This window comes from Neisseria viridiae (assembly GCF_962747995.1).
Lineage (GTDB): Bacteria > Pseudomonadota > Gammaproteobacteria > Burkholderiales > Neisseriaceae > Neisseria > Neisseria viridiae.
Genome location: NZ_CAUJAJ010000002.1, coordinates 120,476 through 136,447, shown reverse-complemented (window position 1 = coordinate 136,447; position 15,972 = coordinate 120,476). Strand labels below are relative to the sequence as shown.

The 15,972-nt window shown below is 52.3% G+C and carries 14 protein-coding genes; 4 read left to right on the top strand and 10 right to left on the bottom strand.

Annotated features, from left to right (window positions below):
- Positions 1–137: 137 nt before the first annotated feature.
- Entirely contained in the window at positions 138–761 is a 624-nt protein-coding gene (gene lolA / locus Q9J79_RS02550) for an outer membrane lipoprotein periplasmic chaperone LolA (protein ID WP_301912466.1), read from the bottom strand.
- A 429-nt stretch (positions 762–1,190) separates the two neighbouring features.
- Here lolA and Q9J79_RS02545 point away from each other — a divergent pair, with 429 nt between their 5' ends.
- Together Q9J79_RS02545 and Q9J79_RS02540 are read left to right on the top strand one after the other, a co-directional pair.
- Positions 1,191–2,018, top strand: a complete 828-nt coding sequence (locus tag Q9J79_RS02545; RefSeq protein WP_301912465.1) for a ferritin-like domain-containing protein — start codon at positions 1,191–1,193, stop codon at positions 2,016–2,018.
- A gap of 38 nt (positions 2,019–2,056) precedes the next feature.
- A complete protein-coding gene (locus tag Q9J79_RS02540) occupies positions 2,057–2,719 on the top strand; it encodes an HAD family hydrolase (RefSeq protein ID WP_301912464.1) in 663 nt (220 codons plus the stop codon).
- A 63-nt stretch (positions 2,720–2,782) separates the two neighbouring features.
- Here Q9J79_RS02540 and ppsR read toward each other — a convergent pair whose 3' ends face one another.
- The gene (gene ppsR, locus Q9J79_RS02535; RefSeq protein WP_301912463.1) at positions 2,783–3,604 is read right to left on the bottom strand and encodes a posphoenolpyruvate synthetase regulatory kinase/phosphorylase PpsR; all 822 of its coding nucleotides are present in this window, start codon (positions 3,602–3,604) and stop codon (positions 2,783–2,785) included.
- Positions 3,605–4,016: 412 nt separating this feature from the next.
- On the opposite strand from ppsR, the gene ppsA reads away from it, so the two are divergent.
- Together ppsA and rho are read left to right on the top strand one after the other, a co-directional pair.
- Positions 4,017–6,401 carry a phosphoenolpyruvate synthase gene (ppsA, locus tag Q9J79_RS02530; protein ID WP_301912462.1) on the top strand — a complete coding sequence of 795 codons (2,385 nt, stop codon included), beginning with the start codon at positions 4,017–4,019 and terminating at the stop codon, positions 6,399–6,401.
- A 223-nt stretch (positions 6,402–6,624) separates the two neighbouring features.
- Positions 6,625–7,884, top strand: a complete 1,260-nt coding sequence (gene rho / locus Q9J79_RS02525) for a transcription termination factor Rho (protein WP_301912461.1) — start codon at positions 6,625–6,627, stop codon at positions 7,882–7,884.
- Between the two features lie 107 nt (positions 7,885–7,991).
- On the opposite strand, the gene Q9J79_RS02520 is transcribed toward rho, so the two are convergent.
- The 8 genes from Q9J79_RS02520 to secD all read right to left on the bottom strand — a co-directional run bounded on the left by Q9J79_RS02520 (position 7,992) and on the right by secD (position 15,964).
- The gene (locus tag Q9J79_RS02520; protein ID WP_301912516.1) at positions 7,992–9,287 is read right to left on the bottom strand and encodes an NAD(P)/FAD-dependent oxidoreductase; all 1,296 of its coding nucleotides are present in this window, start codon (positions 9,285–9,287) and stop codon (positions 7,992–7,994) included.
- 125 nt (positions 9,288–9,412) lie between these two features.
- Entirely contained in the window at positions 9,413–10,300 is an 888-nt protein-coding gene (locus Q9J79_RS02515; protein ID WP_107859323.1) for an ABC transporter permease subunit, read from the bottom strand.
- On the bottom strand, positions 10,300–11,265 hold the full coding sequence (locus tag Q9J79_RS02510) for an ABC transporter permease subunit (protein WP_301912460.1): 966 nt from the start codon (positions 11,263–11,265) through the stop codon (positions 10,300–10,302). The genes Q9J79_RS02515 and Q9J79_RS02510 overlap by 1 nt, the downstream gene beginning before the upstream one ends.
- A 15-nt stretch (positions 11,266–11,280) precedes the next feature.
- Positions 11,281–12,405 carry an ABC transporter ATP-binding protein gene (locus Q9J79_RS02505; protein WP_301912459.1) on the bottom strand — a complete coding sequence of 375 codons (1,125 nt, stop codon included), beginning with the start codon at positions 12,403–12,405 and terminating at the stop codon, positions 11,281–11,283.
- 292 nt (positions 12,406–12,697) lie between these two features.
- Positions 12,698–12,967 (bottom strand): 30S ribosomal protein S15, encoded by a 270-nt coding sequence (gene rpsO / locus Q9J79_RS02500; RefSeq protein WP_002217790.1) that lies wholly within the window; start codon positions 12,965–12,967, stop codon positions 12,698–12,700.
- 80 nt (positions 12,968–13,047) lie between these two features.
- Positions 13,048–13,182 (bottom strand): hypothetical protein, encoded by a 135-nt coding sequence (locus tag Q9J79_RS02495; RefSeq protein WP_003753973.1) that lies wholly within the window; start codon positions 13,180–13,182, stop codon positions 13,048–13,050.
- Positions 13,172–14,107 (bottom strand): protein translocase subunit SecF, encoded by a 936-nt coding sequence (gene secF, locus Q9J79_RS02490; protein WP_301912458.1) that lies wholly within the window; start codon positions 14,105–14,107, stop codon positions 13,172–13,174. The genes Q9J79_RS02495 and secF overlap by 11 nt, the downstream gene beginning before the upstream one ends.
- 3 nt (positions 14,108–14,110) lie before the next feature.
- The gene (gene secD / locus Q9J79_RS02485; protein ID WP_301912457.1) at positions 14,111–15,964 is read right to left on the bottom strand and encodes a protein translocase subunit SecD; all 1,854 of its coding nucleotides are present in this window, start codon (positions 15,962–15,964) and stop codon (positions 14,111–14,113) included.
- Positions 15,965–15,972 lie beyond the last annotated feature (8 nt).

The following is a 15,972-nucleotide window of genomic DNA, read 5'->3' as shown; positions in this document are numbered from 1 at the left end:
GGGGCGCAACCGTTAATTTTCACGGGTTTGCCGTTCCGGCGCACGATCGGGCGGTAATGGGGGACATTGTTCCGCCTGCGTGAAAATGCCGTCTGAAGCCTCGGCGGCTTTCAGACGGCATTTTTCAAAACGGCAAATCAGTTGCTCAACACGTCCACGCCTTTGGGCGGGGTAAACTTGAACGCGCCGCGCGAGAGTTGGGGATTCGTATTCAAACCGCCGAAACTGACGGAGGTTTGGTTGCCGAAGCTGTCTTTCAACTGCATGGCGGCGAGGTTGCCGCCTTTGAAGCCGATGCGGATGTATTGGTAGCCGGCGTTGTTGCGTTTGGGCGTTGCCAGCACATAATCGATGCCGTTGGACGAACCGTCCTCTTTCAGCGTGTAGCTGCTTTCGAGGGCGGTTTTGCTCGACAGGATGGCGGCTGGGCTGCCGCCTATGGCCTGGTCTTGGGACGACTTGGTCACTTGTGCCAAATCAACATCGTAGAGCCAAACGGTTTGACCGTCGCCGACAATAGTCTGTTTGTAGGGCGAAGTGTATTCCCATTTGAAAAGGCCCGGGCGCAGGATTTTGAACGTGCCGTGCGCGGTTTGGGTTTTCTTTTTGCTTTGGACGGTTTGGGTGAAGCTGCCGCTGATACCGTCGGCATCGTTGTTGAATTGCTTGAGCGCGTCCACCGCGCCCGCCTGTGCGGAAGCGACGGCGACGGTCAGGGAGCAAACGGCGAGGAATTGGAACAGGTTGTGCGGTTTCATCATTATTTTTCCTTGTCGGGATGGGTGTGGCGTAAAGTATCGGCGCGGCAAAACAATCATACGGGCGGCGGGACGGGCGGTTTGCATTTTGCAAACCGCGTTTTCCGAGGGCTGATTTTTTGACCACCCGGAAAAGGCAGGCGCGCCACGCCGCCCTTTAATTGTGTGCCGCGTTATAGTGGATTAACAAAAATCAGGACAAGGCGACGAAGCCGCAGACAGTACAAATAGTACGGAATCGATTCACTTGGTGCTTCAGCACCTTAGAGAATCGTTCTCTTTGAGCTAAGGCGAGGCAACGCCGTACTGGTTTTTGTTAATCCACTATATTTGACGGTTTGGGCGCGGAATGCCGAATCGCGGAGATTATATGCCTCATCTTGTTTTTTTTAAACGCTATAATATTCGTTTTCCGAACACGGCGGACTTGAGATGAAACCCGATATTTATGCTTTGCTGGAACGCGCCCTGCTTTCGGGCGACCCCGATGAAAAAGGACGGCTGACGGATGAGGCGTTTGCCGCCGTTCAAAATGCGGACGGGGCGGAAGCAAACGCGCCGCCGGCAGATTTCCCCCGCGCGGGACGACCGGACAAGCCTGTTTTGGTCGCGCCGTCGCAACTGACCCCGCGCAAAATGAACACGGCAGAAGGCTATGCGGCAATGCTGCACGCGATTACGCATATCGAGTTCAATGCCGTCAATCTGGCTTTGGACGCGGCATACCGTTTCCGCACGCTGCCGTTTCAGTTTGTCCGCGACTGGGTGAAAGTGGCGAAGGAAGAGGTGTACCACTTCCGCCTGATGCGCGAACGGCTGCGCGCTTTCGGCTTCGATTACGGCAGTTTCGAGGCGCACAACCATTTGTGGGATATGGCGTACAAAACCGCCTACGACCCGCTGTTGCGCATGGCGTTGGTGCCGCGCGTATTGGAAGCGCGCGGGCTGGACGTTACGCCGGGGATACGCGCGAAGGTGGAACAGCGCGGCGATTCGGGAACCTGCGGCGTGTTGGACATCATTTACCGCGACGAAGTGGGTCATGTCGCCATCGGCAACCATTGGTATCAACACCTCTGCCGCGAACGCGGTTTGGAACCGATTACCCTGTTCCGCAGCCTGATTGCCCGTTACGATATGTTTATCTTCCGCGGCTATGTCAACATCGAAGCGCGGGAAAAAGCGGGCTTCAGCCGCTTCGAATTGGATATGCTGGAAGATTTCGAGCAGGGTTTGAAACAAAATAAACATGCCGTCTGAAACCCTTCAGTCCCGCACTTTATAAAAAAGGAAAACACATGATACAAGCCGTATTGTTCGACCTCGACGGCACGCTCGCCGACACCGCCCTAGACCTCGGCGGCGCACTCAACACCCTGCTCGCCCGCCACGGACTGCCCGAAAAAAGCATGGACGAAATCCGCAACCAAGCCAGCCACGGCGCAGCAGGACTGCTCAAGCTCGGCGCAGGCATCACCCCCGACCACACCGACTACACCCGATGGCGCACCGAATACCTTGACGAATACGACAGCCGCTACGCCCAAGACACCACCCTCTTCGGCGGCGTAAACGAACTCATCGCCGAACTCGGAAAACGCGGCATCAAATGGGGCATCATCACCAACAAACCCATGCGCTTCACCGACAAACTCGTCCCCAAACTCGGCTTCATCATCCCACCTGCCGTCGTCGTCAGCGGCGACACCTGCGGCGAGCCCAAGCCCAGCGTCAAACCCATGCTGTATGCGTGCGGACAAATCCACGCCGACCCGCAACACACACTCTACGTCGGCGACGCGGAACGCGATATACAGGCGGGGCGCAACGCCGGTATGACAACCGTCCTCGCCGAATGGGGCTACATCTCAGATGAAGACGATACCGACTCATGGCAACCCGACTACCGCATCGCCACACCGATCGAACTAATCGGCTGCCTTAACAAAAAACAGGTATAAAAATGCCGTCTGAAAACCTTTCAGACGGCATTTCCCACATTCAGGTACAATCCCGATACCGCATCAGAATCTACGCTTCAACTTGCACGCCTGAAGGATGTGTACGGCAAGCTCTTCCACCGATTTATCCGTCGTATTCGCAAACGGAATCCCATGCCGTCTGAACATACTCTGCGCGTCTGCCACCTCGCTGCGGCATGTATCAATTTTGGCATAAGTTGAATTCGGGCGGCGTTCTTGGCGGATGGCCTGCAGGCGTTCGGGCTGAATGGTGAGGCCGAACAACTTGTCTTTGTAAGGTTTGACCATACGCGGCAAATCACTGGATTCCAAATCATCGGGAATCAACGGATAGTTGGCTGCCCGGATGCCGTATTGCAACGCCAAATACAGGCAGGTCGGCGTTTTGCCCGAACGCGATACACCCATCAAGATTACATCCGCTTCCTGAAGGTTCTTATCGCTGATCCCGTCATCGTGGTTCAAAGAAAAATTGACCGCCTCCATACGCGCATCGTAACGCTTCGTATTGCCGATACTGTGATGCCCCTGCTCGGCGGCAACCGCCTCAGTGTTGAGTTCCTTCTCCAAAAGCCCGAGGAAGGTTTCAAAAAAATTGATGTGGAAAGCGTCTGCCTGTTTGATGATTTCACGGATTTCGTCATTGACCACGCTGACAAACGCAATCGGACGCTGACCGTTTTCCTGCCGGCTCCGATTGACCTTCTCCACCACCGCGCGCGCCTTTTCCGGCGTATCGACAAACGGGTGCGTATGGCGTTTGAACGACAGATTGCCAAACTGGTTCAGCAAAGCCTCGCCGATATTCTCGGCAGTCAGACCGGTACGGTCGGAAATGTAAAACACATGGCGCGGACTGCTCATCTTCCATCCTTAAAACACAGGTTAAAAACCCCATCATAACAGCAGCGGCAGACACAAGGAAAGCACCCGCAGCACGCCTACCTCGGATTACACCCAAACAGACACAATATAATTTTGAAATAAAATTATTTAGATAAAGTATTTTTTGGCATAAAATTTTAAAAAATAAACAAAAAAATTAAACAGAAAAAACATTAACCTATTCAAACCATCTGTTTTACAAAGAAAATACCCAAAAAAAAGAAACATACCGGCTGCAAGTTTCAAACCGCTACACACGCCGAAACCGCAATTTTTCAGACGGCATCATGATTTTAAAACGGATAAAACACATGACAGCAGAGGAACGAATCGCTTAAAATAAGCACGCGGATTTGTTTCTTTTTTAACATATTTTGGATTGGACACACAAATGGCCGACAACTACGTAATCTGGTTTGAAAACCTGCGTATGACAGATGTTGAACGCGTGGGCGGTAAAAACGCCTCGCTGGGCGAAATGATCAGTCAGCTGACCGAAAAAGGCGTTCGCGTCCCCGGCGGCTTTGCCACCACGGCCGAAGCCTACCGCGCATTCCTCGCACACAACGGTCTGAGCGAACGCATTTCCGCCGCACTGGCAAAATTGGATGTCGAAGACGTTGCCGAACTGGCACGCGTCGGCAAAAAAATCCGCCAATGGATTTTGGATACGCCCTTCCCCGAACAGCTCGATGCCGAAATCGAAGCGGCATGGAACAAAATGGTCGCAGATGCCGGCGGTACGGACATTTCCGTCGCCGTACGCTCTTCCGCAACTGCCGAAGACCTGCCGGACGCATCATTTGCCGGCCAACAGGAAACCTTCTTGAACATCAACGGCTTGGAAAACGTTAAAGAAGCGATGCACCATGTATTCGCCTCCCTGTACAACGACCGCGCCATTTCCTACCGCGTCCATAAAGGCTTCGAACACGACATCGTCGCCCTGTCCGCCGGCGTTCAACGCATGGTGCGTTCCGACAGCGGCGCGTCCGGCGTGATGTTCACCCTCGATACCGAATCCGGTTACGACCAAGTCGTCTTTGTCACTTCATCCTACGGCCTGGGCGAAAACGTCGTACAAGGCGCAGTCAATCCCGACGAATTCTATGTGTTCAAACCCACGCTGAAAGCAGGCAAACCTGCCATCCTGCGCAAAACCATGGGCTCGAAACACATCAAAATGATTTTTACCGACAAAGCAGAAGCCGGTAAATCCGTAACCAACGTCGATGTCCCCGAGGAAGACCGCAACCGCTTCTCCATTACCGACGAAGAAATCACCGAGTTGGCGCATTACGCACTGACCATCGAAAAACACTACGGCCGCCCGATGGACATCGAATGGGGACGCGACGGCTTGGACGGCAAACTCTACATCCTGCAAGCCCGTCCCGAAACCGTCAAATCCCAGGAAGAAGGCAGCCGCAACCTGCGCCGCTTTTCTATCAACGGCGAAAAAACCGTCTTGTGCGAAGGCCGCGCCATCGGTCAGAAAGTCGGACAGGGTAAAGTACGCCTGATTAAAGATGCTTCCGAGATGGATTCCGTCGAAGCCGGCGACGTACTGGTTACCGACATGACCGATCCGGATTGGGAACCCGTGATGAAACGTGCTTCCGCCATCGTTACCAACCGCGGCGGCCGCACCTGCCACGCGGCGATTATCGCGCGCGAACTGGGCATTCCTGCCGTTGTCGGCTGCGGCAATGCAACCGAATTGCTGAAAAACGGTCAAGAAGTTACCGTATCCTGTGCCGAAGGCGATACCGGCTTCATCTACTCCGGCCTGCTGGACGTACAAATTACCGATGTTGCTTTGGACAACATGCCTAAAGCACCTGTAAAAGTAATGATGAACGTCGGTAACCCCGAGCTCGCATTCAGCTTTGCTAATCTGCCGAGCGAAGGCATCGGTCTGGCACGCATGGAATTCATCATCAACCGCCAAATCGGTATCCACCCCAAAGCCTTGTTGGAATTTGACAAACAAGACGACGAATTGAAAGCGGAAATTACCCGCCGCATCGTCGGCTATGCGTCCCCTGTCGACTTCTACGTCGATAAAATCGCAGAAGGCGTGGCAACATTGGCCGCATCGGTTTACCCGCGTAAAACCATCGTCCGTATGTCCGACTTCAAATCCAACGAGTACGCCAACTTGGTCGGCGGCAGCATTTACGAACCGCACGAAGAAAACCCGATGCTGGGCTTCCGCGGCGCAGCTCGTTATGTCGCCGAAAGTTTCAAAGACTGCTTCGCCCTCGAGTGCAAAGCCTTGAAACGCGTCCGTGACGAAATGGGTCTGACCAACGTTGAAATCATGATTCCGTTCGTCCGCACTTTGAGCGAAGCCGAAGCCGTTGTTAAAGCTCTGAAAGAAAATGGTCTGGAACGCGGCAAAAACGGCTTGCGCCTGATCATGATGTGCGAGTTGCCAAGCAACGCTGTATTGGCAGAACAATTCCTGCAATACTTCGACGGCTTCTCCATCGGCTCTAACGACATGACCCAGCTGACCCTCGGCCTTGACCGCGACAGCGGCTTGGTGTCCGAATCCTTCGACGAACGCAACCCTGCCGTCAAAGTGATGCTGCATCTTGCCATCTCCGCCTGCCGCAAGCAGAACAAATATGTCGGCATCTGCGGTCAAGGCCCGTCAGACCATCCGGACTTCGCCAAATGGCTGGTAGAAGAAGGCATAGAAAGCGTCTCCCTGAATCCGGATACCGTCATCGAAACCTGGCTGTATTTGGCTGATGAATTGAATAAATAATCAATGCCCATACCCCCAAGCCTGAAAAGCTCGGGGGTATTTTTCCAAACAACTTTACTCAAGCGATATATCCTGCCGATAAAGGCTAACCCCGCCTGAGATAATATTTGACACCTGCACGCTGACTGCCTACAATTCCCCCTTTCTCCGAGCAACCGGCAACGGTCAGCTTCTTCTTTCAGACGGCATCCGCCCGTCTTTTCCTCTTCTATATATCATTATTATGCACGTCTCTGAATTACAAACCCTGCACATTTCCAAACTTTTAGAGTTGGCAGAAGAACACGCTATCGAAAATGCCAACCGTTTCCGCAAGCAAGACTTGGTTTTTGCCATCGTCCGTCAAATGATGAAAAAAGGCGAGAGTTTTACCTGCTCCGGCACACTCGAAATCCTGCCCGACGGTTTCGGTTTCCTCCGCAGCGCGGACACGTCCTATCTTGCCGGACCCGACGACATCTATGTCTCGCCCACCCAAATCCGCCGCTTCAACCTGCATACGGGCGACACCATCGAAGGCAGCGTGCGCGTCCCTAAAGACAACGAACGCTATTTTGCCCTGGTCAGGCTTGATACCATCAACGGCGACCACCCAGAAGTATGCCGCCATAAAATCCTGTTTGAAAACCTGACTCCTCTGTTTCCGACCCAACAGTTAAAACTGGAACGCGATTTAAAGTCTGAAGAAAACCTTATCGGACGTGCCATCGACCTGATTTCCCCCATCGGCAAAGGTCAGCGTGCCCTCTTGGTTGCCCCGCCCAAAAGCGGTAAAACCGTGATGCTGCAAAATATTGCCCATGCCATTACCGCAAACTATCCTGAAGTCGAGCTCATCGTCCTCTTGATTGACGAGCGTCCCGAAGAAGTTACCGAAATGAGCCGCTCCGTCCGAGGCGAAGTGGTTTCCTCCACCTTTGACGAGCCGGCGCAACGCCACGTCCAAGTTGCCGAAATGGTGCTTGAAAAAGCCAAGCGTATGGTAGAACACAAAAAAGATGTGGTCATCCTGCTGGATTCGATTACCCGCCTTGCCCGCGCCTACAACACCGTCGTGCCTACCTCGGGCAAAATCCTGACCGGCGGTGTCGATGCCAACGCACTGCATCGTCCCAAACGTTTCTTCGGCGCGGCGCGCAACGTGGAAGAAGGCGGTTCGCTGACCATCATCGCCACCGCATTGGTTGAAACCGGCAGCCGTATGGATGATGTGATTTACGAAGAATTCAAAGGCACCGGCAATATGGAATTGCATCTTGACCGCCGTATGGCGGAAAAACGCCTCTTCCCCGCCATCAACATCAACAAATCCGGCACGCGCCGCGAAGAGCTGCTTGTCCCGAACGACCAGTTACAACGTATGTGGCTCTTACGCAAATTCCTGCACCCGATGGATGAAATCGAGGCAGCCGAATTTTTAATCGGAAAAATCAAAGCCTCTAAAAACAATGATGATTTCTTTGAACTGATGCGCGGAAAATAAACACGCCGCCCGCATTAATGCGAAATGCCGTCTGAAACCTGAAAATCGGGTTTCAGACGGCATTTTTCACGTTTGCCGCCGATGGATAAACATACTGCCTGCAACGCTTAACGGCTGTCTTTCCACTGATAATATTTCGAGCCGAGGAAAGAACCGAGCTTTCTCAAAAACGGTTGGAGGATGATATTCGGCTGGCGCAACTGCTCAAACGGCTTCAGACGGCATTCGTCCCCTAAAATTGCTTCTGCAACCGCCAAACCTGCAATACTCGTTATTGCCATACCATGGCCGGAATAACCTTGCGCATAAAAAACATTCGCGGCCAAACGTCCGAAATGCGGGACAAGGTTGGCGGTAATATCGCACTCCCCGCCCCATGAATATTCGATTCCGACATCGCCAAGCTGCGGAAAAACTTTAAGCATATCTTGGCGGACAAGCTCGGTCATACGCGCGGGATCGTCGATAAACTCGTTATCCTTACCGCCGAAAAGCAGCCTGCCGTCCGCGCTGAGGCGGTAATAGTCCAAAATATGGCGGTTGTCGCATACTGCCATATTGTTGCGGATAAGCTCTTTTGCGCGCGCGCCCAAGGGTTCGGTGGCAATAATAAAGGTGCTGACGGCAATCGCCTTGCGCTCCAAAGGCTTGAATATCGGGTTCAAACCGGCATAGGTATTGACGGCATAGACCACATTTTTGCACTCGACGCTACCTTCGGGCGTGTAAACCAGCCAACCGTTTTGATGCGGTTCGATACGCGTCATCGGGGACTGCTCGAAAATCTGCGCGCCGGCTTCGGCAGCGGCGCGGGCGATGCCCAAAGTGTAATTGAGTGGATGAAGATGCCCGGACAAGGGATCGAACTGTGCGCCTTGGTACATATCGCTGTCGAGTTGCTGCTTCAGTTCAGTGTTATCCCAAAGTTGATAATGACTCGCACCGTAATGCCGTTGGGCATGCTCATGCCACTGCTGCAACTCTTCCCAATGCTGCGAACGGACGGCAACCGTGGCATAACCGCGCTGCCAATCGCAATCAATGGCATGTTTGCGGACGCGTTCGTCCACCAGTTCGACCGCCTGCAAAGACTGTTGCCAAAACCATTGCGCCTGCTCCAAGCCGACCTGTTTTTCAATTTCCCCCATACCGCAGGCGTAATCGCTGATAACCTGCCCGCCACTCCGTCCCGATGCGCCGAAACCGATACGCGCGGCTTCCAAAACGACGGCTTCATGTCCGTGTTCCGCCAGCGGCAATGCGGTACACAAACCGCTCAAACCGCCACCGATAATGCAGGTTTCGGTTTTCAGACGGCATTGAAGTTTCGGATAAACAGTATGAGGATTAACCGAACTAAAATAATAAGAAGGCAGATATTCTTGAAAATCAGGACGAATCATTATGTTTACTTTATCAGGTATATTTTCAGACGGCATGATATGGTTTGCCGTACCATGCCGTCTGAACGGGAAATTACTTTAAGAAAACAGGCTGACCCAGTCATGCGGTCAGCCTGCCTTATTAATTAATTTGCTTTCTCGGCAGCCAATTTTTCTTGGCGGTAGGCTTCCGCTGCCTCACGGTCGCGCTTGGTTGCCTGCCTCATCATCCAATAATTAACGATGATGACCAATGTTCCGATGATGCCGATCAGGATGGTTGCCAAGACATTCATCTGAGGATCGAGACCCAGCTTGATTTTGGAGAAAATCACCTGCGGCAATGTAGAAGAACCGGGGCCGGACAGGAATGAGGTAATCACCAAATCATCCAAAGACAGGGTAATGCCGAGTAGGAAGCCTGAAGCAATGGCAGGGGCAATCAAAGGCAAAGTGATGACAAAAAAGATTTTCAGCGGACGCGCACCCAAATCCATTGCGGCTTCTTCGAGCGACTGGTCAAGCTCGACCAGCCGCGAACGGATAACAACGGTAATGTATGCCATGCAAAGCGTGGTATGTCCTAAGAAAATAGTGAAAAAGCCTCGATCAAAATAAAGCGATTGCAGCAATTCGCTACCTTGCAGGAACATCTGCACCTGAATAATCAGCAGCAGCATAGACAGACCGGTAATCACGTCGGGCATCACCATAGGCGCGGAAATCATACCGGCAAACAAGGTACTGCCGCGGAAACGTTTGATACGCGCCATCGCATAGCCCGCCAGCGTACCCAAAACCACGGCGGCAAGTGAAGACACGACGGCAATACGCAGCGATAACCAAGCAGCTTCCAAGATGGTGTCGTTTTCCAGCAATGCGCCGTACCACTTGGTCGAAAAGCCGCCCCAAACAGTAACGAGCTTGGATTCGTTAAACGAATAGACAACCAAAACGACCAGCGGGATATACAGAAACGCCAGCGACAGTGCCAACATCAGTTTCAAGAACCAAGATAATTTGGATTTCTGCATTATTTGGCTCCTTCTTCCAATTCGCGGTTTTCATAATGCTGGAACAGGGCAATCGGCACGACCAGCAGCGCGACCATCACGACGGCGACGGCGGAAGCCAACGGCCAGTTGTTTTGATCAAAGAATGCCTGCCACAAGACTTTACCGATCATCAGGTTTTCCGAACCGCCGACCAGCTCGGGAATGACGAACTCGCCGACAGCGGGGACAAACACCAGCATCGAACCTGCAATAATGCCGGTTTTCGACAAAGGCAGGGTAATCGTCAAGAACGACTTGACCGGTCCCGCACCCAAATCGGAAGCTGCTTCGAGCAGGCGGCTGTCCAGTTTCACCAGCTGCGTGTAAAGCGGCAGAATCATAAACGGCAGATAGGCATAAACCATCACCAAATTGAGCGAAAAGGCATTGTAGAACAAATCCAAAGGCTCGCTGATAATACCCATTTTAATCAACATATTGTTGACGATGCCGTTATGTCCGAGCAGGCCCATCCACGCATAGACGCGCAGCAGGAACGATGTCCAGAAAGGTAACATGATGGCAAGCAGCAAACCATTACGGACAGAAGGATTGGCACGGGAAATCGCATATGCTGTCGGATAACCGACCAACAGGCAAATCACCGTCGTCGTCAGTGCAGTTTTTATTGAAGACCAATAGGTCATCAGATAGATATTGCTGTTTTCACTGTCGCCGAACGGATTCAGGGTATGCCAAAAATTTTGGAAAATATCGGCATAGTTTTGATAGCTGACGGCGATGTTCAGACGACCTAAATCTTCATCGATGCTGGTCAGCGGCGTAAACGGCGGAATGGCGATTTCTTGTTCGGCAAAGCTGATTTTCAGCACGATGGCGAACGGAATCAGAAACAGCACCAAAAGCCAAATATACGGCACGGCTATGACCGCGCGCTGACCCGGGCGGCGGAACAGTTTGTTTTTCAGTTTATTAAGGTTCATTGCATTCCCCTTAAATCAACGGAACAACGGAGTCGGTTGGTTTTCCGGCCAGCTGATATACACGGTTTCGTCCCAAGTTGGCGGTGTAATGTTGCGTACATACCAGTAGGGCGCGGGAACTTGGCTTTTGACAACGCGGCCGTTGGCGAGTTTGATATGGTAAATGGCGAAGCTGCCCAAATAGGCGATTTCTTTTACCGTGCCTTTCGCCCAGTTGTAATCACCCAAATGTTCGGGTTTTTCTTTATACAAATCGATGTCTTCGGGACGGATGCTGACCCACAGGTCCTGTTCGCTCGGACCGCCCAAACCATGATCGATGCGGACGTGGTTTTCTAAACCTTCGCATTCGATGACGGCATAATCCGCATGATCTTCAATCACGACACCGTCAAAAATATTGGTTTCTCCGATAAACTCGGCAGTAAAGCGGCTGTTGGGATAGTCATACACATCGCTGGGGGTACCGACCTGCTGCAACTGACCGTCGGACATAATGGCAATACGGGTTGCCATCGTCATGGCTTCTTCTTGGTCGTGCGTGACCATGATGCAGGTTACGCCGACTTGCTCCAGCGTGTTGACCAATTCAAGCTGGGTTTGCTGGCGCAATTTCTTGTCCAATGCGCCGAGGGGCTCATCCAGCAGCAGGATTTTCGGACGTTTTGCCAAACTGCGTGCCAAAGCGATGCGCTGCTGCTGACCACCAGACAATTGATGAGGCTTGCGCTTGGCATACTTGGTCATCTGAACCAAACGCAGCATTTCTTCCACACGTGCGGCGATTTCGTCCTTAGGCATTTTGTCCTGTTTCAATCCAAAGGCAATGTTCTGCTCCACGGTCATGTGCGGGAACAGGGCATAGCTTTGAAACATCATATTGATGGGGCGGTCATAGGGTGCAAGCTTGGTAATATCCTGACCGTCAAGGATGATTTTGCCCTGATTGGGGCTTTCCATACCCGCCAGCATACGCAGCAGCGTGGATTTTCCGCTGCCGGAACTGCCCAAAAGGGCGAAGATTTCGTGTTGATAAATGTCCAAGTCGATGTTATCGACAGCGTAATTGTCACCAAACTTTTTCACCAAGCCTTGGATTTGCAGATAAGGTTTGGCTGAAGACGCAGTGGTTGCGGTCATAATGGCAATACTCCAATAAAAAGACGAGTACCGGCAAAACGGATTTTCGAATGGGTGATAAAAAGCTGTTTGATTGCTGGCGGGAGTCGCAACGTCTGATGCCGTCTGAAACTCTTGTGAAGCGCACGGGCAGCATGAAATGGAACAGGATTCCAAAGAACTTTGTATTATATTAGTTTATGCGGTTTTCGGGCAATAAATATAGGTTTGAGCTTGTCGGAAAGCAACAGAAAAGAAAACACCGCCCATTTTTCTGGGCGGTGCCGAAAAGCGCAATTGTCGAAAAGCGCAATTATTTACGCAGACCCAAGCGGGTAATCAACGCGCGATACGTATCGGGCTGGGTACGGCGCAAATATGCCAACAAACGGCGGCGTTGGCTGACCATTTTCAACAGGCCGCGACGGCTGTGGTGGTCTTTGGGGTTGGCTTTGAAGTGGGGGGTCAGGTCGTTGATGCGGAAAGTCAACAGGGCGACTTGTACTTCAGAAGAGCCGGTGTCGCCTTCTTTACGTTGGAAATCTTTAACGATTTGTGCTTTTTGTTCTACGGTCAGTGCCATAATGGAAAAACTCCGAAAAATAAAAAGAACCCCAAATGGGATTCGGACAAGTTTGCCAAGCCTCGACAACGGCAAACTCCCTATTCCTGAAACAGGAACGGCGCATTATCACACAATTTTTGCTGTTCTGCACGATATTTTGCGATGTCGGCGAAATGCCGTCTGAAAACGGAGACATCTTCCGGTTTCAGACGGCATTTGACATCAGACCACAATTTCTTCCTTCTGTTTCGCTTCCTTAGCGATATTGTCGCGGCTCAAACCGAACATCAGCAAGAGCGGGCTGGCAACCAATACGGAAGAATAAATGCCGAACACGATGCCGATGGTCAACGCCATAGAAAAGCCGTGCAAGGCCGCACCGCCGAACACCAGCATGGATACGACCATCGCCTCAGTCGAACCGTGGGTAATGATGGTGCGGCTCATCGTTGCGGTAATCGCGTTGTCGATGACTTCTGGCACGGTATGTCCGCGCATCGCCGGCTTGCGGAAGTTTTCACGGATACGGTCAAAGACGACGACGGATTCGTTCACGGAATAGCCCAATACGGCCAAAATACCTGCCAACACGGTCAGCGAAAATTCCCATTGGAAGAAGGCGAAACAGCCGAGAATAATCACGATATCGTGCATATTGGCGATAATGGCAGATACGGCAAAACGCCATTCAAAACGCATCGACAGGTAAATAATGATGCCGATAACGACAAAACCTAAAGCCATCAATCCATTACTTACCAATTCCTCACCAACTTGAGGGCCGATAAATTCGACTTGGCGCAAGGCAACGTCGGGATTGTCTTTTTTCAGCAAATCCATCACCCGGTTGGACAATTGGGCGGAAGTTACGCCTTCTTTGTTCGGCAGGCGGATCATAATGTGCTTGTTCGTACCCAATGCCTGAACCTGTATATCGCCCATTTTCAGCGTATCGAGGCGGTCGCGCATCTTATTGACATCCGCACCCTGCCGGTATTGGACTTCCATCACCGTACCGCCGGTAAATTCGACGGAGAAATTCAGGCCTTTGGTCACCAGAAAGAATACGGCGGCGATAAACGTAAGCAGCGAAATAAAGGTCGTCAGTTTGCCGTAGCCCATAAACGGAATATCGCGCTTGATTTTAAATAATTCCATGTTTTACTCCTTGCCTGCTGCCATTCCGGCTTCCGGCTTCCACACCGAACCGATGGAAATGTTCTGCAATTTGCGGCGGCGGCCGTACCACAGGTTGACCAAAGCACGGAACACGACCACGGACGAATACATCGAAGTCAGAATACCGATACAGTGCACAACCGCAAAACCGCGTACCGGACCGGAACCGAATACCAACAATGCGATACCGGCAATCAGCGAAGTCAGGTTGGAATCGACGATGGTTGCCCAAGCGTGTTGGAAACCGAGGTTGATGGCCTGCTGCGGTGCAACACCGGCACGCAGTTCCTCGCGGATACGCTCGTTGATCAAGACGTTGGAGTCAATCGCCATACCCAAGGTCAGGGCCAGCGCGGCTATGCCCGGCAGGGTCAGCGTCGCCTGCAATGCCGACAAAATACCTATCAAGAACAAGATATTGGTACTCAAGGCAATGGTAGAGAAGAAACCCATCAGGCGGTAGTAAACCACCATAAACACGGCAACGGCGGCGAAGCCCCACAAGGTAGAGTAGAAACCTTTTTCAATGTTTTCCTTACCCAAAGACGGGCCGATGGTGCGTTCTTCGACAATCTGCATCGGCGCGGCAAGAGAACCGGCACGCAGCAGCAGCGAAGTATCGTTGGCTTCGGCTGTCGTCATACTGCCGGAAATTTCCACGCGTCCGCCGGTAATGGCAGTACGGATAACCGGCGCGGTTACAACCTCGGATTTTCCTTGGTCGATCAAAACCATCGCCATGCGTTTGCCGACATTTGCGGCAGTCAGTTCGCCAAAAATGCTGCCACCCGCGCTGTCCAAGCTTAGACTGACGGCAGGTGCGCCCATTTGGTCGAAACTCGGTTGCGCATCGTTGATGTTGTCGCCCGTCAGCTCGACCTGTTTGCTGATTAGCAGAGTTTCGGGATGCTCCCCGCCGCTTGAAAGCAGCTCATAACCGCTCGGCACGTTGCCTTCCAATGCCTCGCGCAACTTGGCAGGATCGTCCTCCACCATGCGGACTTCCAAAGTCGCGGTACGGCCGATGATGTCTTTTGCCTTGGCAGTATCCTGAACGCCCGGAAGCTGCACGACGATACGGTCGGCACCGGACTGCTGGATGACAGGTTCGGCCACGCCCAACTCGTTCACACGGTTGTGCAGGGTAGTGATGTTCTGTTTGACCGCATCGGAACGCACTTTATTGACCGCCTCTTCCGAAAGCGTCAAGACGATATTGCTGCCGTCTGAATTCAGCGTTGCTTCAGGAAACAGCTTGCGCAACTGCGGCAGTGCCTTTTGCACATCACCGGCATCCTGCAAAGGGACGGTCAGACTGTTTTCAGTCTGGCGTACCGTACCGCTGCGGATTTTTTCGCGGCGCAGTTCGCGGCGGATGTCGCCCGAATAACGCTCAAACGTTTTCTGCATCGCCGCTTTCATATCGACCTGCATGGTGAAATGCACGCCGCCGCGCAGGTCCAAACCCAAAAACATCGGATTGGCTTTGATTTTCGCCATCCATTCGGGGCTGTCCGCCAACAGGTTGAGCGCGGTAATATACCCTTCGCCCAAAGTGTTTTCGATGACGTCGCGCGCTTTAAGCTGCGTTTCGGTGTCTTTGAAACGCACTTTCAGTGAATTGTCCACAACAAACATTCCGTCGGTCTGAATACCCGCGTTTTGCAGCGCGGCATCCACTTTGGATTGAGTCTGTTCGTTGATGATGATAGCTTGTCGGTTGGTCGATACCTGCACGGCGGGTGTTTCGCCGAATAGGTTGGGCAGCGAATACACTGCGGCAACCGCAATCGTGAACACAATCAGCAGATATTTCCATAAAGGATAACGGTTCATCATTGTTC